General features: G+C 46.2%; 19 protein-coding genes and 2 pseudogenes. 13 read left to right on the top strand and 8 right to left on the bottom strand.

Annotation, left to right across the window (positions count from 1 at the left end; genetic code table 11):
- The first annotated feature begins 259 nt into the window (after positions 1-259).
- The 3 genes and pseudogenes from GO755_RS40020 to GO755_RS40010 all read left to right on the top strand — a co-directional run bounded on the left by GO755_RS40020 (position 260) and on the right by GO755_RS40010 (position 4764).
- Positions 260-1119: pseudogene (locus tag GO755_RS40020) on the top strand (DNA/RNA non-specific endonuclease).
- A 678-nt stretch (positions 1120-1797) separates the two neighbouring features.
- Positions 1798-3297, top strand: coding sequence for a cellulose synthase family protein (locus tag GO755_RS40015; protein WP_157591062.1), 1500 nt, complete (start codon positions 1798-1800; stop codon positions 3295-3297).
- Positions 3298-3756: 459 nt separating this feature from the next.
- Positions 3757-4764: an SDR family oxidoreductase gene (locus GO755_RS40010; protein WP_157591061.1), complete on the top strand. Its 1008-nt coding sequence runs from the start codon at positions 3757-3759 to the stop codon at positions 4762-4764.
- A gap of 500 nt (positions 4765-5264) precedes the next feature.
- Here the strand turns inward: GO755_RS40010 and GO755_RS40005 are convergent, their stop codons facing one another.
- Positions 5265-6062, bottom strand: a complete 798-nt coding sequence (locus GO755_RS40005; protein WP_157591060.1) for a ferritin-like domain-containing protein — start codon at positions 6060-6062, stop codon at positions 5265-5267.
- Between the two features lie 15 nt (positions 6063-6077).
- Entirely contained in the window at positions 6078-6803 is a 726-nt protein-coding gene (locus GO755_RS40000; RefSeq protein WP_157591059.1) for a ferritin-like domain-containing protein, read from the bottom strand.
- A gap of 198 nt (positions 6804-7001) precedes the next feature.
- On the opposite strand from GO755_RS40000, the gene GO755_RS39995 reads away from it, so the two are divergent.
- From GO755_RS39995 to GO755_RS39965, 7 genes are all read left to right on the top strand, one after another.
- Complete coding sequence (locus tag GO755_RS39995) at positions 7002-8117, top strand: alpha/beta hydrolase (RefSeq protein WP_157591058.1); 1116 nt, start codon at positions 7002-7004, stop codon at positions 8115-8117.
- A gap of 503 nt (positions 8118-8620) precedes the next feature.
- On the top strand, positions 8621-9646 hold the full coding sequence (locus GO755_RS39990) for an SDR family NAD(P)-dependent oxidoreductase (RefSeq protein WP_157591057.1): 1026 nt from the start codon (positions 8621-8623) through the stop codon (positions 9644-9646).
- Between the two features lie 99 nt (positions 9647-9745).
- A complete protein-coding gene (locus tag GO755_RS39985; protein WP_157591056.1) occupies positions 9746-10903 on the top strand; it encodes a zinc-dependent alcohol dehydrogenase in 1158 nt (385 codons plus the stop codon).
- Positions 10904-10921: 18 nt separating this feature from the next.
- Entirely contained in the window at positions 10922-11956 is a 1035-nt protein-coding gene (locus GO755_RS39980) for an SDR family NAD(P)-dependent oxidoreductase (RefSeq protein ID WP_157591055.1), read from the top strand.
- Between the two features lie 136 nt (positions 11957-12092).
- Positions 12093-12470 (top strand): hypothetical protein, encoded by a 378-nt coding sequence (locus GO755_RS39975; RefSeq protein ID WP_157591054.1) that lies wholly within the window; start codon positions 12093-12095, stop codon positions 12468-12470.
- Positions 12471-12632: 162 nt separating this feature from the next.
- Positions 12633-13073 carry a DUF1810 domain-containing protein gene (locus GO755_RS39970; protein WP_157591053.1) on the top strand — a complete coding sequence of 147 codons (441 nt, stop codon included), beginning with the start codon at positions 12633-12635 and terminating at the stop codon, positions 13071-13073.
- Positions 13074-13090: 17 nt separating this feature from the next.
- Entirely contained in the window at positions 13091-13477 is a 387-nt protein-coding gene (locus GO755_RS39965; RefSeq protein ID WP_157591052.1) for a DUF983 domain-containing protein, read from the top strand.
- 7 nt (positions 13478-13484) lie between these two features.
- On the opposite strand, the gene GO755_RS39960 is transcribed toward GO755_RS39965, so the two are convergent.
- The 3 genes from GO755_RS39960 to GO755_RS39950 all read right to left on the bottom strand — a co-directional run bounded on the left by GO755_RS39960 (position 13485) and on the right by GO755_RS39950 (position 14802).
- Positions 13485-13706 (bottom strand): hypothetical protein, encoded by a 222-nt coding sequence (locus GO755_RS39960; protein WP_157591051.1) that lies wholly within the window; start codon positions 13704-13706, stop codon positions 13485-13487.
- A gap of 340 nt (positions 13707-14046) precedes the next feature.
- A complete protein-coding gene (locus tag GO755_RS41155) occupies positions 14047-14244 on the bottom strand; it encodes a YdeI/OmpD-associated family protein (RefSeq protein WP_198175073.1) in 198 nt (65 codons plus the stop codon).
- 303 nt (positions 14245-14547) lie between these two features.
- Positions 14548-14802 (bottom strand): hypothetical protein, encoded by a 255-nt coding sequence (locus GO755_RS39950; RefSeq protein ID WP_157591050.1) that lies wholly within the window; start codon positions 14800-14802, stop codon positions 14548-14550.
- Positions 14803-15183: 381 nt separating this feature from the next.
- Here GO755_RS39950 and GO755_RS39945 point away from each other — a divergent pair, with 381 nt between their 5' ends.
- Positions 15184-15795: a DedA family protein gene (locus tag GO755_RS39945; RefSeq protein WP_157591049.1), complete on the top strand. Its 612-nt coding sequence runs from the start codon at positions 15184-15186 to the stop codon at positions 15793-15795.
- 177 nt (positions 15796-15972) lie between these two features.
- The gene (locus GO755_RS39940; protein WP_157591048.1) at positions 15973-16308 is read left to right on the top strand and encodes a hypothetical protein; all 336 of its coding nucleotides are present in this window, start codon (positions 15973-15975) and stop codon (positions 16306-16308) included.
- A gap of 236 nt (positions 16309-16544) precedes the next feature.
- Here GO755_RS39940 and GO755_RS39935 read toward each other — a convergent pair whose 3' ends face one another.
- Complete coding sequence (locus GO755_RS39935) at positions 16545-17552, bottom strand: hypothetical protein (RefSeq protein ID WP_157591047.1); 1008 nt, start codon at positions 17550-17552, stop codon at positions 16545-16547.
- Between the two features lie 441 nt (positions 17553-17993).
- On the opposite strand from GO755_RS39935, the gene GO755_RS39930 reads away from it, so the two are divergent.
- Positions 17994-18890: a DUF3667 domain-containing protein gene (locus GO755_RS39930; protein ID WP_157591046.1), complete on the top strand. Its 897-nt coding sequence runs from the start codon at positions 17994-17996 to the stop codon at positions 18888-18890.
- A gap of 455 nt (positions 18891-19345) precedes the next feature.
- On the opposite strand, the gene GO755_RS39925 is transcribed toward GO755_RS39930, so the two are convergent.
- Complete coding sequence (locus GO755_RS39925) at positions 19346-19825, bottom strand: hypothetical protein (RefSeq protein ID WP_157591045.1); 480 nt, start codon at positions 19823-19825, stop codon at positions 19346-19348.
- Positions 19826-20140: 315 nt separating this feature from the next.
- Positions 20141-20409 (bottom strand): annotated as a pseudogene (locus GO755_RS41150) (hypothetical protein); the annotation flags it as partial.

Genomic DNA, 20409 nt, shown 5'->3' with positions numbered 1-20409 from the left:
AAAATATGGCAAAATTGTGTGCTTGATCAAATTACAGATTGACTCCGTAGTTCAATTGAGAGAGCGAACCTATCCAGAGCCACTTAGCAGATGAGCACTTAGCGAAAAAAGTTGAGTGCTTTTTGTTTGCTGTTTTAAAGCGTTTTGGTTGGTGGTAAAGGTAAGCCCCCTATATGTACTTTACCACCTAACCACCAATAATTGAGGGCAAAAAGGCGCATTTTAAACAACGTGTATAATCTCTGTAAATCGTCTTTCAATGAATAGTTTTTTACGGCTATTAATTGGGCTATCACTGCTTATCACTCTCGACCAGTGTAAACAACCTTCTGTACCCATTCCGGCCAACACAACACCTACTCGTGACGATAACATGGCGATGGGTAATCCTGATGGAGCCAAAGCATCTGATTCCAGCCCAAACGCTTACCTGATTACTCGTTCAACCTATTCGCTATCGTACAATCAATCGACGGGTATTGCCAACTGGTGTAGCTGGCATCTGAGTTTAGCCTGGAAAGGATCTGCTTCTCGCTACACGGGCAACTTTATCCCTGATCAGTCATTGCCTGCTAGTTGGTACCAGGTAAAGCACGCGGATTATACGAATACTGGCTTCGACCGAGGCCACCTCTGCCCTTCGGATGATCGGGATAGTACAGCGGAGGAGAACAAGACAACTTTCATTCTGACTAATATCGTCCCACAAGCTCCCAGCCTAAATCGGCAATCTTGGTTACGACTAGAAGACTACTGCCGGAGTCTAGTGGCTCAGGAAATGAGCTGTACATTATTGCTGGAACTTCGGGTAAAGGTGGTGAAGGCGATAACGGCAAGGCTACAACTATTCCTAATGGTAAACTGACCGTTCCTGCTGCACTTTGGAAAGTGATTGTCGTGCTGCCGGTGGGTTCGGATGATGTGAATCGGATAAACGCTCAGACGAGGGTTATTACAGTTATAATCCCAAATACCAACTCGGCAGGTGAACAGGCCTGGTCTGGCTATCGGGTTTCTGTGGATGCAGTCGAGAAGCAGACTGGGTATGATTTGCTGTCGAATGTACCAGAGAGCGTTCAGCAGGCCATAGAAGCAAAAGTGGACAATGTGCTTTTATAAAGCCGTTTTTCTGGGAATGTATAGGGTAGATTACCTATTAAACCAACTAGCCAACTTTAATCGGTTTAATAGGTGTCTACTTCCAAAACATATAAACTGTGTAGTTGCGCTCAATCAATTTGGTCATTAACAATAGGAAAATCCATAATGGGTTCTTTATCCAGGGATTGAGGTGAAAGGAAATCATATGTTTCTTCCCGGCCTCCGTAAATTCACACACCACCATACCTGATTCCTCACTATCAACGACTGTCATTTTCCGGCCAGTCTTCTTTTCGAGAACGGGATCTCATGTCTAATAACATGATTCTATTCGTTTATTGGTTTAATCGTTCCTTTTCCTAGGCAATGAGCCTGTCCTTGTGTACTTTGGAGACGGTGGTTCTGAGCCGCTTTTAGTGAAAGGGTATTCTTGCTCCTTTTACCGGGACATCGTAGTAAACACAGAGGTCTGTTTCTGCAATGTCTTCTAAAGCAGACAATTTTGGTACTTTAGCGGATTGAATTAGCTACGTTTTCAGGCCGGCGAGAGCGGTTATTGGGTCGTTTTAGATCTGCCTTTTCAGACCTCTTCTACATTTAGTGAGCTATTGGCCTAACTCTTTACTTACTCAGGCAGTTACCCGAGTTAATATGCCCTGGTAGGCGCACAACGTTAGAAACTTTACTCATTACTCTATGGAAATCCTGGTCCTGCTGTTATACGGACTAGCGCTAATGCTGTTGTTTTTTTACAACTGTGGACAGCTAAGCCTTATTCTCATTTACCTACGTTCAGAACGAAAACGCAAATTGATGGCCTCGTCCAGCGTGACAATCTCAGCCAATGCGTTGCCCCGCGTAACGGTACAATTGCCGGTTTATAATGAGCTGTATGTGGTCAAGCGGCTCATTGATTCGGTAGTACAACTGCGTTATCCTAAAGACAAACTCGATATTCAACTTCTGGACGATTCGTCAGACGAGACCGTCGAGCTGATTGCCCATAAGGTGGCTGCGTATAAGGAGCTTGGCTTCGACATTGAACACATTCGTCGGGTTGAAAGAAGTGGCTTTAAGGCGGGAGCACTATCATATGGATTGACGATAGCCAAAGGGGAGTTCATCGCCATTTTCGACGCGGATTTTGTTCCTGATCCTGAGTTTCTCATCAAAACGATTCCTCATTTTGCCGATCCGTCAGTAGGTATTGTGCAGACTCGGTGGGATCACCTAAACGAAGATTTCTCGCTGATGACCCAGCTACAAGCATTTGGTCTTAATGCCCATTTCACGATCGAACAAAGTAGTCGGTATGCCGCTGGATTTCTGGCGAATTTCAACGGCACAGGTGGTGTCTGGCGAAAACAAGCGATTGTCGACGCGGGTGGCTGGCAAAGCGATACGTTAACTGAGGATTTAGATCTTAGTTACCGAGCTCAGTTAAAGGGCTGGAAATTTGTGTATCGAGAGGATATTTGTTCCCCTGCCGAATTGCCAGTGGCCATGAATGCCCTAAAGTCGCAGCAGTACCGCTGGATGAAAGGAGCCGCCGAATGTGCGCGAAAGCTTTTTATTCATGTGCTTCAAACGCCAGGCCTGTCATTAACAGTGAAACTTCATGCGTTTTTTCATCTCTTCAGCAGTGCTACGTTTATTCTGGTCCTGATTCTGGGGGTGATGAGCGTACCGCTGATTTATATTCGTAGCCATCATCCGGAATGGGAATGGGTCTTTTTTGTGATCAATCTGTTTCAGTTCAATCTATTCATTCTGATTGCGTTCTACGGTATCCCATTATGGTTTCTAAAGCCCGAGACAAAGGCTAAACTGATCTGGTATTTCCCAATGTATTCCTCACTTATGATGGGCCTGTCCTTACATAATACGATTGCCGTACTTGAAGGCTATCTGGGCCGAAAAACGCCTTTCATTCGTACACCAAAGTTCAATGTAAGATCATCGACCGATGGATGGGGTGGTAATAAGTACGTAAATCGTCAAATCAACTGGCTGACGATGGTTGAAGGTTTTTTATCCATTTATTTTTTAGGAGGACTAGTCCTGGCCATTTATATTCAGGACTTCCGCATGTTTTTTCTACATGTAATGCTGATGACGGGCTTCGGAATGGTCTTTATTTACTCACTAATTCATGCTGGTTATAAAGTTTCACCACAGCCAGTAACAGGAATGTAAAAAGCTCATTCCCACTAATTCCTTCTTTATTCCATCCCTCGGCCTGCACAGTCAGCTACGAACACGACAAATCCAACTGCCAACACGAACGGTACAACTGGATTAGCCTCGCTGACAGAGCCAACCAACAAGCTATTTAGCGGAAATCAAAAAAAATAGGACAAACTGCCTGGAACTTAGATTAGGTGACTGATTGAATTTGACCGATAGAAAATGAGTAGCCATTGGTCACCCGTACCCTGTCAAAACGGAGTTTAATTAAATGTCCAGTAAAATGTAACAGGCTCACTTCCAACGGAAGGCAGTGGAGTGGTAGGCGATGGTGATAAGTAGCAGCCCGTAAGCAAGTTTTTGGCTATGAAATCTAACCTTAGCATTACGTCATCAGTTAGCTGTTATATTCTACAGACAAACTATAGAGTGGACTCAGAAACTTACTCAACGGTAGCCAGCAATCCTATGAATGACAATCAATTAAGCAGACGCCAGATTATTAGCGGACTCGGAAGTGGCTTAGCCGCTTCTGTACTAACAACTCCCGGAATAGCCATGTCAAACTCGAAAAACACCACATCATCTGCGCCAGTAGCTCTTGTCGATCCGACCACGAAATACCCCAAACCACCTTTTAATACGCCCATGCAACCCTGGCCAGGTCTGGCAAGTAAAATGACCCCCCGGCCTGATCATGGGGAAATAAGCTATAAAGGATCAGGGCGGCTGGCCGGTCGCAAAGCGTTAATCACCGGTGGAGATTCGGGCATGGGTAGGGCTGCGGCCATTGCCTATGCCCGAGAAGGAGCCGATGTAGCCATTAATTACCTACCCGCCGAGGAAGCTGACGCTAAGGAGGTGATTGATCTGATCAAAAAAGAAGGGCGAAAAGCGATTGCCATTCCCGGCGACATCCGAGATGAAGCTTTTTGCAAGCGGCTAGTCGATGAAGCGGTAAAAGGATTAGGGGGATTGGACATTTTAGTCAGCAACGCAGCCCGCCAGCAAGCTCGTGACTCTATTCTGGATATCACCTCCGAGGATTTTGACGCCACCATAAAAACCAATATTTATGCGCCATTCTGGATTATTAAAGCAGCTCTGCCGCATATGCCCGCTGGCTCGGCCATTATTGGTACGACCTCCGAACAGGCCTACGATCCCTCGCCCAATCTCTACGATTATGCCCAGACGAAGGCGGCTACGATGAATTTCGTTAAGTCACTCGCCAAGCAGCTTGGCCCCAAAGGGATTCGCGTGAACGGTGTAGCACCGGGTCCTATCTGGACACCTTTACAGCCCAGTGGTGGGGCAACAGCGGAGAAACTTAAAACCTTTGGTGGGGATACTCCCTTGGGGCGTCCTGGACAACCCGCTGAATTAGCGTCGATTTACGTTCAACTAGCGGCCAGCGACGCTAGTTACGCGACAGGGCAGGTATATGGATCAGCGGGTGGTAAAGGCCAGCCTTGAGCCTTGATTTGGTTTGTCTAGTTAATCGTGTCTAAGCAGGTTTAGATAGGCTAAGTGAAGCCTGCTTGACAAGCAACAGGCAAGACTTAATGAGTTAGAAAAGTGGGTGAAACAACTGCTAGAAAAGAGATATGCCTTAACCACAAAAGCCCCTTCCTTCTCAGGTTGGGGCTTTGTACATAGGTTGGTTATCAGCTCTTATGGAATACAACGGTGGGTACTAGTTTTTAGATTATAGAAGCCTGAAATGGTCACAAAAAAACGCTGACTCTGCCAGAGCCAGCGTTAATGCCTACCGTTAACTGATTGCTGATATATAGTGCAGTCGGACGGCTTAGACAAAAATGAAAAAATACGTCATGAAAACACTACTCCCGTTAGCTGATCAGATGTTTCGCTTCTATCACTATAGCTACTAAGGTAGCTATAGACTGTTTGGCGTTGAGAAATAAAACAAGCCCTAATCGATCAAAATAGCTGGCAGGTCATTTACTATTTATCTAAGCTAGAAAAGGCTTAACAATAGTCATAACCTGATCCTTGGTGAGTGGTTCATCAAAAGCCTCAGTCACCCCTTCAACAGGCACTACACCAGACAGTATGCCTTGTAGGTTGATACCCTTTTGCGACACATTATCTTCTCCCATATAAACACCGGCAGCTGCTGGTGGTAGGCCCGACGGGCTGGCCAGCGTTATCCAGCCTTTTTGACCACGCAGGAAACGGATACGTGCTGCATGGGTAGCTTCTGTGGCATGAATCTGTAGGGCCGTTTCCAGAATAGGTTTGGCGTTCATCAAATTAGGTGCCTGGCCTTTATAAGCGCGCACTCCCGTATCTTCGAAGGCCTGTGATACCGCGGCAAACGTTTGGAAATTGCTAAACGTGTCAGGGAAGTTCCCTTTGGCCGTGTAATCAAACTTCGGTTCTGGAATGCCCTTTGCGCCCAGAACTGTTTTAAGCAAATTAACGTGGATCTGTTCGTGGCGTCGGATTAGTTCGAAGGCGGGCTTGTACTGGGACGGGATCATGGTTAGATTAGTACCAGTATCGTAGAAACGATATTCCAGATATTCCAGCGTAAGCGCAAAATTAAGCACATCCACCACATTGTCAGGTAGGGCGCTAGATTGTCCATAGGCGCTTGTTAAGGCCGATGCAAGAATAGATGGGGCGGCCACTGCTACCGTTTTTTTTGTCAGGCTGCTAAATAACCCCCGACGTGATACGTGTTCCAGACGACCGAAAAATTCGTTATCGACCTGTTCAAGTTCAGCGAAAATAGATTGTAGATTCATGGTTGTTGAGCAGGTTTAGGCGACGGTAGTCGGCAGGTTGCGGGCATCAATTGTTTCACGTATGTATTTTTGGGCCATCGGCAATACTTCCGAAGGTTCCTTTTTGATGAACAGGCCATCTATAACGATGTTATCGCCCGAGAACGCAGTCTGGTTCATGTATTCCATTTCGCGAATAATGGAAACGTGTCGGGCTTCAACGGACACAATTTTACCCGCTACAGTCAGATTTTCCGGATCGGTTAAGTACTTTCCTCCTCCGTTATAGGCGGCTGTGCCAATTTCGGCAAACATGCGTGCAGCCTCCAGAACATCGGTACGTTGACGGAAGTAAATGCTACTGAAGTCAAGCGTGAGATCGGGAATACCGGCACTCATTAATGCGGTTCGGTAAAAAGCACGATGGGTCACTTCATGATTACGCAGGTCCTGGAAAAGCTGCATCTCCAGGGCCGTCATTCCTTCATAAGGATTCGCTAATACCAGTTCGTAGAAACGAGCTTCAATTTGTTCGAGAATAAAGGCGTAGTTCAAAATGCCAAGATCACCACCTGGTAGGGTGATGACGTCGCCTGCTGATCCCGCTCTGGCACCATTGGGGCTGACTTGAACATCCGCGGTAGAGCAAGCGGTGAGAATGCCACCCGTTACGGCTGCTGCGCCAACCGCTCGCAAAAAGGAACGCCGTTGGGTCATTACTGACGGGGCCGTTGTTTTCGTAGAAGTGTTACTGTTTTCCATTGATTAAATTGAGTAAAACAAATAATTGCTAGCACTAGGGGCATTACTCATTTAGAAAGCAACTGGTTTTCAAGAGTGAGAAAACGGTCTTTCCCGCCAGTACAGCACTTTATTGCCACCAGACCATTTCCTCATTTTTACTATAAATGCCCACTCAGGACGCATACGGCAACAGTTTTAGTGAAAAATTCAACGTTTATGAAGCAATTCTGCACAAAACAATTTCTCTATCGAAACGGACGTAGAGCATCCTTTGCGTTACTTATTAGTCTTGGGGTAATGGCCTGCCAAGATCACCGTATTCCACTAGCGGGTCAGGTTATTCAACCGACCGAGCCTAAACCTGCCTGGGGGCCTACCATTGCGCCACAGATGCAGGCGGTAATCGAAGAGTTAGGACGACTCAGTCCGATTCCTCTCAATACACTTACGCCCCAACAAGCACGCCAACAACCATCGTTTAAGGATGCAGTCAATTCGCTACTAGACAAAAACAAGATTCCACGCCCCACTGCCAACGTTACGGTTAGTCAGCAACAGATTCCAGGGGCAGGAGGAGTTCCCATTCGTATTGTGGTATACACGCCCAAAAATGGGACGGGTCCAATGCCTGTTATTGTTTATTTCCATGGTGGAGGATGGGTAATCGCCAGTTCCGACGTATACGAATACTCAACGCTTGCGTTAACCGAAGAAACGGGAGCAATCGTCGTATCAGTAGATTATCGACTCGCTCCGGAAAACAAATTTCCGACTGCCCATAACGACGCGTTTGCGGCCTATAAATGGGTTAAACAGAATGCAGCCAGTTTGAATGGGAATCCAGCCAAAGTAGCCGTTGCGGGCGAAAGTGCCGGTGGAAATATGGCCATTACGGTGAGTATGATGGCCCGCGATCAAGGTATCGGATTGCCTGTGCATATCCTGTCGGTTTATCCCGTAGCCAACAACTATCTGGACACGCCTTCTTACAACATCTATGCAGACGCCAAGCCCCTGAATCGGTCTTTGGTGAAATACTTCACAGATAATTATTTTAACTCACCCGCTGATGGTGACAGTCCGCTGATTTCGCTGGTTGATGTAGCAAACCTCAATGGGTTGCCGCCTACGACCATCATTGCGGCCGAAATCGACCCGTTGCAAAGTGACGGCATTGATTTAACTAAAAAGTTACGGGATTCCGGAGTGAACGTTACCTATCAGTTGTTTAACGGAACTACGCACGAGTTCTTTGGCATGTATGCTATTGTTCCCCAGGCTCAACAGGCACAGAGTTTAGCTGCCACACAACTTCTAAACGCGTTTAAATAACATAACATCCTTAGAGACTCAATATCGATTGCACCATCCCGTCGCTTTTCCTATTCGGTTACAAAGCGACGGGATTCTTTTCATTTGGCTCAAGACAAGAACCACGAAAGGCCAGTATTTTGAAAAGAAGCAAATCCACGAGAAATAATTTAATGAGTGCAAGTCAGATTAAGCACCTGTGGTGGTAAACAGAAATTATCTATCAGGTTTATCCCCGTTCAGTTCAAGATAGTAATTGCGCCCATCTTCCCGTTGCTCATAATCGATATCGTCTCCATTGATTGGAAAGACACGTGGGTGATGATATCTACCAAAGCAGAGCTGACAGACAATGCTGTCAGCTCTAAACAGCATCGCAGAAGCGTCTATTTGATGAAGTGATGTTTCTACTACACTACCCATAGTGGTCTTCAAACAGAGGCAATAAGCCCACTACCTAATCACGGCTAACAATCGGATATATACGGTGGTTGAGCACAGTGTAGAAAAAAACGTAACAAATCATGAGCACATCAACGAGTACAAACATATGGTGGACACTAGCAGGTATTGGGGCGCTGATGGCCACGAAAGCTTTTTTAGATAGAAAACGAACCATTGATTTCCATGATAAAACCGTCGTTATCACAGGGGGGTCACGTGGCCTGGGCCTTGTACTGACCCGACAATTTGCGCAGGCGGGCGCTAACGTAGCCATCTGCGCCCGCGATCAAGCCGAGTTAAATCGGGCAAAAGATAATTTGCGCATGCAGGGGAGCGATATTTTTACCTATGCATGCGATATCACCGACAAAACGCAGGTGAACGAGTTTATTCAAGCTGTAGAACAGGGATTTGGCCCAGTCGATATACTGGTCAATAATGCCGGAATCATCTCGGTAAGTCCGCTGAAAAATACGACCGAGGAAGACTTTCGGGAAGCAATGGAGTCGAACTTCTGGGCGGCTTTTCAAACCATCAATGCGGTACTTCCCCAAATGCGAACACGTAAATCTGGCCGTATCGTTAACATTACGTCCTTTGGCGGGAAAGTAGCCGTTCCGCATCTAGGTCCTTATTCGGTTAGTAAATTTGCGTTTGTTGGCTATTCAGAAGGGCTTCGGTCAGAACTACTCCAGGACGGTATTTATGTCACGACGATCTGTCCCGGCCTGATTCGCACAGGAAGTCCCCGCAATGCAATTTTCAAAGGGCAGAATGAGAAAGAATACACGGTTTTCAAACTCAGCGACTCAATTCCCCTGTTTACGATTGCTGCCGAAGACTGTGCCCGCCAGATACTAGCAGCCTGTCGAGTCGGCGAAGCCGAGCGGATCATTACGTTGCCGGCGAAACTAGCAACCGCTTTGCACGGGATAGCACCGGGCTTGATAACGGATACGTTAGGATTCCTAAATAGTTTTTTGCCCAATCCGGGCGGTATTGGTGAACAACAAATGGCAGGCAAGGATAGTGAAACCTGGTTGTCCAGCTCTGTTCTGGCACATTTAACGGATCAGGCTGCCGAAGCCAACAATGAAATGGAATAATACGTAGTTCGGCCCATTCCCTTTTTTCTTAAAACCAATGCCAATTGACTACGTTACTAGCCGTAACCGAGTAGTCGGCTCAACATTTCTTTTCGATTCATGAAAGCAGCAGTATTCCACAACGTTGGTGATATCCGTTACGAAACAATGGATGATCCCAAAATTGAGCAATCACGGGATGTCGTATTGCGCATTACCTCTACAGCCATTTGCGGCTCTGACCTTCACATTTATGACGGTTTTCTGCCCCAGCTTCGCAATGAAGTACTCGGTCACGAGTTTATGGGCATAGTAGAAGAAGTCGGTTCTGAAGTCTCCAATCTAAAAAAAGGTGATCGGGTAGTTGTTCCCTTTACCATCGCCTGTGGCAAGTGTTATTTCTGTAATCACCATCTGGAAATGCACTGCGAAAACTCAAATCCCGAGTTCTATGGACCCGATGGAGGCTTACTCACTGAAAAAGGGGGTGGCTTATTCGGCTACTCCGATCTGTACGGTGGTTACAATGGAGGACAGGCACAATACGTTCGGGTACCCTATGCCGACTACGGTCTACGCCACGTACCCCAAGAGCTAAAAGATGAGCAAGTGCTTTTCCTGTCCGATATCTTTCCTACTGGCTGGAGTGCCATTGAATGGGGTGAACTAAAAGGGGGTGAAACGGTGGCTATCTTCGGTTCAGGTCCAGTTGGACTAATGGCCCAAAAATCGGCCTGGTTGCAGGGTGCAGGTCGCGTTATTGCCATTGACCCCCTTAACTATCGACTGGAGCGGGCCCGGCGCGTTAATAAGGTTGAAACGCTCAATCCGCATGAGGTAGATGTGATCGAAGCCATTCGCAGTATGACCGAAGGACGCGGAGCCGATCTTTGTGTGGATGCGGTGGGTATGGAGGCTGAGCGGTCATTGCTTGATAAAGCGAAAGCCGTTATTAATCTGGAGAAAGGGACAATCAGCGTGTTGGAAACGTGTTTTCAAGCCGTGCGTCGGGGAGGCATCGTGTCGGTGGTTGGCGTATACGGGACACCTTTCGATAATTTCCCCATTGGCCGAATGTTTGACAAGGGCGTAACCATTAAATCGGGCCAATCCTTTGTCCATAAAAACATCGATCATCTGCTCGATTTGGTCGTCCAGGGAAAAGTTGTGCTGGACGATATCGTCTCGCACGTATTGCCACTGTCTGATATTTCTCGGGCTTACGATATCTTCAAGAAAAAAGAAGATGATTGCACGAAAGTAATTTTGAAACCCTAAGTAAGTTATTCCGCTATAATGAACTCAACAATAGAAATCCAGAACAACGAAAAAACAGTCTTGATTACAGGCGCATCTAGTGGCATTGGTCGTGAATTAAGTCGACTTTTCGCCAAAGATGGCTACAGTCTAGTACTAGTTGGTCGTGATCAAGATAGTCTTCAACAACTAGCCAGCAATTTCAATAACCAATACGGTACGCAAACAACGATCATTCATAAAGACCTGGCGGACCCGAAAGCACCTGAAGAAATTTACGGGGAAACCAGTGGAAGGGGCCAACAGATCGACATTCTGGTCAACGACGCCGGCTTTGGCGAGTATGGCAAGTTTGCTACCGAAACGGATTTGCAGAAAGAATTGAGTGTTGTTCAAGTCAATGCCGTTGCCCTGATGCATTTGTCTAAACTATATCTGAAAGATATGGTAGCTCGGGATAGCGGTAAAATTCTCATGCTCGGTTCAGAAGTATCCGTCATTCCTAACCCGATGATGGCCGTATATGGCGCAACCAAAGCATTTATCAAATCCTTCGCCGAAGCGATTCGAAATGAGCTGCAGGGAACCAACGTAACCATTACAGTTCTGATGCCAGGTGCCACAAATACGAATTTCTTCAAGGTAGCGGGTGCTGAAAATACCCAGGGAGCCGATCCGCAAAAAACGGCTAATCCTGCCGATGTGGCAAAGGAGGGTTACCAAGCGCTCATGAGTGGTAAAGATCACGTAGTAGCGGGTTGGATGAACAAAGTAAGGGTAGCCGCGAGTCATATACTACCTGATCCTTTGTTAGCGGCCAATGTCCGTAAAGACATGACGCCCAAGGACGAAGCGGAGCCGCAAAAACAAACGACGGTAATTGCCCTGGCGATAGGCATAGGAATACTGGGTAGTCTATGGTTGGTTGCGCGTAATCAGCGTTCCTATGGGCCAAGTGCTTACAACAAAATGAAGTATCGACATAAGGCGAACAAAGCGTTTGATTCGGTTGCTGATCCTGTCAAAGGCTCGTATAAATGGGCTAAAAACAAACTGGAGGATACGCTTGTGTAAACGTAAATTTTGTTTTAACAGATGGCGAAGCACTACATTCAACGTTGATTAAGTGCTTCGCTTTTGTTGAGGTACCCAGAACGTAATGACACGCAAAGTCCTAATTGCTATCACCTAGTGATAAAATTTTACGAAAATGCCACTCATGAAGCCTAAGCCGATTTCCCCTAAATTACATGCTCTGATTGATTATGGATTAGTTGGTAGCTTGTTGACAGTACCCTCTCTATTGGGCTTCAGTGATTCAGTAAAAAAACTCTATACTGCTGAAGCACTTGCTCTGTTCGTGTATATAGCTCTGACTGATCAGCCAGTAGCCGTTAAACCCTTAATTCCCTTTCCTGTACACGGCAAAATTGACCCCTTCAATATCGGCCAGTTTGCTCTACAAACTTTCTTAAAGCCGTTTCAAGCTGATCGAAAAGCCAGGTTGTTTAATGTAGGCTTCACGGCTTTGGCTAGCTTGACGGTCTTAATGACTGACTGGCATGGGCCCACCAAAACAAATCCCTGATTCAGTATAGCTTCACGGATTTAGAAAATATTGATAAACTAGGCGGAGATTGGGCAGTTTCAATTCATTGATTAGACCCTGACATAACTAACAGCAAGCCCCCTTTGCAGGTTAAGGAAAGGTTCACAAGAAAACTAATTTCAGTAAGCTACCCAGACGGCCATGAAAGCAGACCATAACCTCCAGCGCTTTTTAGATGCCCAGAATAACAGCTATTCCAGGGCCTTGGCCGAAATCAGGAGCGGCCGAAAGCAAACTCACTGGATGTGGTATATCTTCCCCCAAATTGCTGGGTTAGGCTTTAGCGAAACCACCCGATTTTATGCCATTAAAGACCTTCAGGAGGCCCGTGATTACCTGGAGCATCCCATACTGGGAAGCCGCCTGATTGAAATAGCCAACGCTATGCTTCAACTGGAGGGAAAGTCGGCTAATCAAATTTTGGGCAATCCAGACGACATGAAATTGCACTCCAGTATGACTCTGTTTTCGCTATTGGAGCGGACAGATCCTGTTTTTCAAGCGGTCTTATCGAAGTATTTTAACAACCTACCCGATCAACGAACCCTGGCGATTCTTAAAGATCGCTCTACCACAAGCTAATTTAATCAGATACCTACATGGGCAAAGGCACGAAACTATATAGTATCTTTCTGAATAAATGTCCCCGTTGCCAGAGGGGTAATTTCTTTGCCGTCAATAATCCCTATAATCTGAAGCGATTTGATCAAATGAATCTGCAATGCCTTTGCTGTGGGGAACGCTTTGAGAAAGAGCCAGGCTATTATACCGGGGCGCTATATGTGAGCTATGCCTATTATGTAGCACTAATCGTGAGTTGTTTTATTGGGTTTGAGGTACTACTCGATATGGATTTAACCTATTTCCTGCTTATTCTAATAGGGTTAATTATTGGCTTGACCCCACCCGTTTTCCGGCTAGCTCGCTTGACCTGGATTAATTTTTTTGTCTCATTTGACCCCAATAAGCCCACGCATTGCCCCTAACGGTCATTCAATAGGCGCTAAGCTTTGTTTTTGCTATTATCCCTTTCTTCCCCAGTTGCCAGATTATCAGATCCAGCGTCTTCAGATCAGTAAAGCTATACGCTGGCAATTCGGTCACAAACCGGCTCTTAATTTCCTTGAACTGGGGGGCAATCCCTACTCCCCAGCGACTTGCTCCGAAACATCCAGCTGGGCCATTTCCAGGTCTAAGCGCCGTTCGGACGTACATAGCACCTCACCGCTAAAGCGATTTTCCCATTTTTTTTGTCAAAGCCAGATAACACAACTAGCCTCCAAGGGAGAAAGCGGTGATGCTTTATCATTATCGGATTAGGTTGTGTCTTTTTGAATTGTATTAGTCGAGACTTAATCTGACACTCTCCTTTTTAAAATCTTCCTAGTTCATTGTCTCTTAAAAAGCCCATTCATTTAAGAAGCACCTATATAAAAACTGCTTCGTCTCTCATTAGGAGGGATCTTTGAGATCATGTACCTTTTGTCTACCTAATCAGCTTGAGAGTTTAATCGATCGGGGAAAGTATAACTTGCCTTATGGCCAAAGGAAGGAGTTACCATTTGCCTGTTTCTTTGGCCAAGTCAATCAGTCGCTGGCCTTCTGGTCGCATCAATCCGGCATCAATTAGTTTTTGCGCCCGCTTTTTATTCATTTCCCCCCAGCTACTGTTCGGATTGTGAGGAGTAAACTTTAAATACACGCTCTGCTCATCGCGTTTGGTCGCCTTACTATCCACCCAACCAAAACTCAAGGCATGTTCAATCGTATAGTGCCATCTAATACCTGGATGCCCACTTGTTTGCTGGTAAACAAGCAGGTAAACCGATTTTTGGCGTTGGCCATATTGCTCTAACCACGCTCGTCATTGGTCAATTGAAACGGCTAAAAAAGTAGGTATGCCGTCCTTAGTCTCCATGTGAATATAAAGATAATCTACTTGTTATCCGCAGTTGATTGCTTCAGATAAGTCGACTATCGGCAGGTGACTCTGCAATTCTGCCAGAGGCAGATCAAGTGATTCAGGCGACGGTCTGTGGCAGCGAAAGCGACAGTATCAAGGCTCATGCGCCACAATAACTCCATTACGACGAACAATATAGCCGTGGCCAGTCATCCCTGCGATGACGTTAACTTCGTAAACGATTGACTCCTCATTCTCCTTAACCTGGAAAGAATGAGCCGTTAAATACATGAAACTCCGTTTTTTTGACACTACATCTCCATCATACAGGATGGCTTCACTGCCATTCCAGCTACTGGTGTCAATCTCAATGGTGTGCCCTTCCAGGGTAATGCTAAAATCAGCCATAAAAGTAGGGTAGGTACTAGAATACAAGTTAAAGTTAACGAAGTAAAACAAAATGCTTTTTCTATCAAATAATTCATTGAAAAGAGCGGCAAATGAGCCAAAACGTACACGAATCCCCTACGAGCCAGTTGATCGCCTAAATCAAGTTAACTGCTAACCAGCTTTCGTTTGTGGGTTTGCTCTCAACGGATCATCGCATCAATGACTTCTTTAAGCGTTCTAGCATAAGGGGTCGAGGAATAGTCGACCGTTACCGGTTTGGAAGGAGGCTATCGATAGGCGTCTCCAACCAATATGAACAACAACAGGTTACGACAGCTTAGAGGATAACCATTTGACCTGTAATGGGTTTTACTAGGACTCAATGTTATCTGATGAACCATGGACTTTCAAGAACTCATACTCACCTACGGCTATCCCATGCTGTTTCTTGGCGTACTGCTGGAAAGTGAAGCGTTTTTATTAATTGGAATTTATTTAGCCCAACAAGGGTATTTTTCCCTGCCCGCCGTCATTGGCCTGGCTGCCCTTTCTTCGTTTTGTATTACCCAACTTTGTTTTTGGCTGGGTTATCGCTACGGTAGTACGTTTATCCGCACACGTCCTCGTTGGCAGCTTCGTTACCAGCGAATTGAGCGATTGATGAAACGCTATGGTACGGGGTTAGTAATCGGCTTTCGGGCATTCTATGGCTTACGGGGTGCCATACCGGCCGCCGTGGGTCTAGCGGGCTTTTCTTCGGCTCGCTTTACGCTCTACAACGCAGTGGGGGCGGTAATTTGGGCGATGATGGTGGCATTTTTAGGTAGTAATCTGGCCCAAGGACTCAGCCAGCTCTATAACAGCCTACAGCCTACCGAAATAATAGTCCTTATGGGGGTAGCAGGCGTAGGGGGTTTATGGCTTGTTTACCAACTGGTCAAACGATCTCGCTTAAAAAAACAGCAGCTTACTAAACCTGAGGTTGGTTACCAATCCATTCCGTTTAACTAGTCATTTAAGCGAGTTAGTACGTTTAATTTTCTGATGGAGTCCTGAAGGCGAAAAGCCTTTGAATAAGGTTTCATCTGGCTCGTACCTCGACAAACAAACAGCTGACGAAAGTGGTTAGATTGCCGGTATCCTCAACACATCAGGAGCCGAACTTTAGTACCATCATACAGAAACGTTATGAAAATTAACCTGCTTTTAGCAATTGTGCTTTGCGCGGCATTAGCCACCAGCGCAGGGGCCCAGGATGACCAAGCTGCGACTCGGGCAGCTCGTAAAGAAAAAACTCGCGAAGATGTTAAACGTGTTGGCGATAAAGTTGAAACCGGCGTTGCTGACGGAGCCCACGCGGTTGGTACAGCAGGCAGAGCCACCGGAAAAGCGGTTGGGAAAGCTGGGAAAGCAACCGGAAAAGCGGTGGCCAATGGTGCGAAAGCTACCGGACGCGCCGTTACGAAGGCGACCAAAGCCACAGGTCGAGCCGTTAGTGGCGAAGCGAAGAAAATAGACAACTAGTCTCTTGGTTGGCTGACGGCAAGCAAGGGGAGCGATAGTTTTGGAAAGCTATCGCTCTTTTTTGCTTTGTAGTAACGAAAAACGGTTGCTTATCCTATGTTGTCGGCCTCAATCTAGAGTAAATTAAGCGTCAATAAACCAGCTTGACTGGTGCACAACTCCAACCAGCTATCCGTCAAGTAGTAGAACCGAGAACTATCGTAAAAAAGACCACTCATCTCCCCGTAACCATCTCCTCAAGGCGCATAAACGAACTCTTCCTGATAGGACCAATCCGTCCACTGAGTGTGGGAATCACTACGATCAATCACACTCCGTTGTTGCATTCGTGATAAGCGCCCCTTTGTATCGTAGCCATAGCGATATTGGACGTTTTCGTAATCAGGACTGTTCGTACCCAAGCCGATGGGATAATGGGCCATGAGTACATTTTGAGGCCATAGATGCAAGCTAGACCGGGGGTTACTCACCTGATTGTAAAACACCCGCTTAGTCGACTTACTGGGTGGCTGATTAGGCGTATACAGCTCTGTCTGGTAACTATCGCCATTCTCCCAGTAGCTCACCTCGACAGGATAAAGACCTGGGTAACTCATGATGGCGCTGAAAGCCATACCTGAGGTGTGGCGGGTAAGCTGTAGCTGACCAGTTCCGTTGTATTCATACTGAATGGTATGATTGAGCTTAAACGCATTCCCTACTTTCTCATAAATCAAGACTTGCCCCAGCCGATTCAGGGCATCGTACTCATACTTGCTGACATAGCCTATCCCGTCGATTGTTTTCGGACTCACCGCCCCATTGTGGCGGTCTATGCCGGTGTAGACCTGGGCTATGTTGGCTCCCTGGCAGAGAACCAGTCTGAGTTCATCATAGCCGAAACTGGTGTGTTCGCAGGTGCCTATCAGTCGGCTCTGTGGGTCATACGTATAAGCGGTATAATTGCTACCGGGCGAGTTCAGCAGATTCCAGCGAATCAGTGTACCTGTTGGCCCTTGACCGACTTTGGAAATCACCGAGAAGTCAAGTCCATCGGGCAGAGTAAACAGCGAGTCGGGTTTAGCACTGACCTGCAATTCGATAGGTAAGGGCTCAGTCGGCTTAAGTCCGGGAGGCTGGGGATCACAACTACTCAAACCCAAGCCCAAAGCGCTTATAAAGGCAGCCAGCAAGCCTCCACTGAGTAGCTTGACGGGAAAGGAAGGCTTAGCTGTACTAAGCCATGGATTCGAGTTATTTTTCATAAACGAAGTAAAGGGGTGATTGAAAGGTTTATAACTTATGAGCAACCGCTACGCTTATTTATAGGACGAATTCAGCAAAGGTAAGTGAGTACTAAGATTTGTACTAGATCCCGCAGATCCTTGCCAGGCGTGGATCAATGGATACGAAATTCCCTGGTTTGGCGTCAATGGTTCGACCGAGTTAGTTTAACGGTTCGTACTTCCCTCCTCAATGAGCGTGGCTTTTGCACAACTTCCCTTTTTAGTCTCAGAGGCACTAGCGTTTCTTCGTCTCACTTAGGAGCGTTTTAGGAGACTAAATAACTTGGGTTACAACCTGTACTGATCAGGTGAGCAAATGGCAAGACCTGATACTTTTTTGCTGTTGTTGAAACTAGTGATCGAAGACCTTTTTCGCTTTCACAGGGATGCTTAACTTTGACTAACTCCTCTTTCTTCCCAATGCGTACATCATCTGTGACGACTCACTCTCCCGCTCATCACCAGCCCTCCGGCCCTGCTACATGCTTAAACTGTGGACAGGCTACGACTAGTCGCTTCTGTCCCGATTGTGGACAACGCACGGACACCCACCGCATCAACTGGCATTATCTGGGCCACGATGTACTCCATAGTGTCTGGCATCTGGAAGGCGGTATTCTATTCACCCTCAAAGAACTGCTCACTCGGCCTGGTCACAGCATCCGGGAGTTTCTGGCTGGCAAACGCGCTAATCATTACCGCCCGCTATCCTTGTTGCTTATTTTAGGCGCTCTTCTGCTGTTTATCATGCATACGCTGGATATAAGTTTTGCTCAGAAAAGCCAAGAGGTATTCAATCCGAATGTGGGTAGTGCTTCAGAACGAATGAAGGCATTTCAGGCACAGGTAACCCACTTTGTGGAGGCCAAACAAAACTTACTGCATATTGCTATGATTCCCCTGTACGCCTTCTGGGTCTGGTTTATGTTTAGGCGTCGCGGCTTTAGTTACCCTGAAATTTTGGTCGCCCAGACCTTTATTGCGAACGTACAAATCCTGATTTCGCTCCTGAGTGTGATATTATTTTGGGCGGTCGGCGCTTCTACTACCCTGTTCACATGGACAATAGGGCTGTCTCTTGTGGTCTATATGGCTTATAATGTCGTGACCTATACGCAAATATATGCTGGAAGGATACCGCCCGTGAAGGCTGTGATTCGCAGTATTGCCGCTTATTTGCTTGGCTATTTCAGCTTTATTTTTCTTGTTGGACTCATCGGCGTTAGCTACGGTCTTTTCATGGCCTCGCAGGAAAAAGCAGCGCTAAAAATGCCCCCAGTCAAATCAAACGCTCGTCTTGAGCAGCCTCATCGGTGATGTTGACTTAGAAACCCGTGGGCGCTAGCCGCGCTAGTAAACAGCATCGGTCAGTATGTCCATGAAGATGTTGGCCTATGCTGAACCTTTCACTGTAACTTGAAAAGGGAATGAAAATAGTACCAGTAGGGGTGGATGTTACTTTGAGCTTAAAAATAGGCGGCTAGTTCGTGCAAGGTCAATTTTTTCGACCTAGCGTTCTGTGGAATAGACCAACGTGAGTGGAGCAGGTACCCAATCTACTTTGAGTAGAGATTACCTGTTAAAGGCCCGACCGTGTACTGCACCTATAAGAAATACAGTCGACTTGCTTGGCCAGAACCAGTCAACGCTACCAGCGCTACGTTGTCTCCAGGCGGTAAAGTACCTCTAGCCAGATTAATCAGTACGCTTCCGATTTACTGTATACAGAAATCAGTGCGTATAGGCCAATGGTCTATCAAACAATAACTAGTTTACCGTTTAAACACATATTCTAACCCATCACCTAAGGCTTCATTTAATACTAGTGTATCCTGGTACACCTCTACAATAAGTCCACGAGTCATACCAAGAAAAAATGATTGCCTTCTGCCCGCAATGGGTGTGTAAATCGACTGCCAGTCTCTTCGTAATTTGAACTGAAAAACAGATAGCGGCTTATTCTGCTCGACAATCACGGCATTACCAAGCTCATCAATGGTCATGGTTACCTGTCGATCTGTTCGTTTGGGAGCACTCCATCCCCCTTGTAGTTGATAAAGAAACCAGCAGCCTTTAAGCTGGGCGTATGTGCTGTCAATTTCTTTCTGAAGAGCCGTAGAATCAACACCATCGTGTAGTATACCATTAACCACTTTTTCTATCCTTGCAGGCTCTTCTAAATGTGGACAATGAATGGGCTTTATGGGTGGCTGAGCTATTATCTGAGCCCAAACATGGGTAAAGATTACCATCAACAATATCGCACCTCTACTTACCCTCCAACATCTAATCATTACCAACAACTGTTTATAAAATCAACGTTGTAGGTGTGTAAAACATGCTGAGATCAACTATGCTGATAGAAAGTCAGGGGTAATTTTTAATGCCCATACCTGCCGTTAAATAATTTCTGAAAACGCGCACTCGACTACATGGCAAAACAGGCAAAAGGCTTAGGCTCTTTCTAGGCAATCCCCTCAAACAGGCTTGTCGCCAATGGCCTCTATTTGTTACAGGGAAAAATAAAAAGGGTTATTTGAGCATGCATTTCCTACACAGGGAATTAGCTACTTCCGGTTTAAAACTTGCTTTAACAATTGTTCTAATTCGGCCTGCTTTTGCTTCATAGCTTTTAACTCCTGCCGATCCTGTTGCTGTTGTTGATGGAGTAGCAGATTAGCTTTCTCCTGCTGAATACTATATAGAGTCAGTTCTTCTACCTTCTCAAGCAACGTAGCATTTATCTTTACTAGATCAACCCCTTCCTTTACTACCTGATCAGCCGAGGGTACACCCGGCAAATGCTGGTTCGCATCGATGTACTTTTTTACCTCAG

The organism is Spirosoma arboris (assembly GCF_009754945.1).
In the GTDB taxonomy this organism is placed as follows: Bacteria; Bacteroidota; Bacteroidia; order Cytophagales; family Spirosomataceae; genus Spirosoma; species Spirosoma arboris.
Note: the sequence above shows the minus strand (reverse complement) of the source record. Positions and strands in the feature narration are given on the sequence as shown.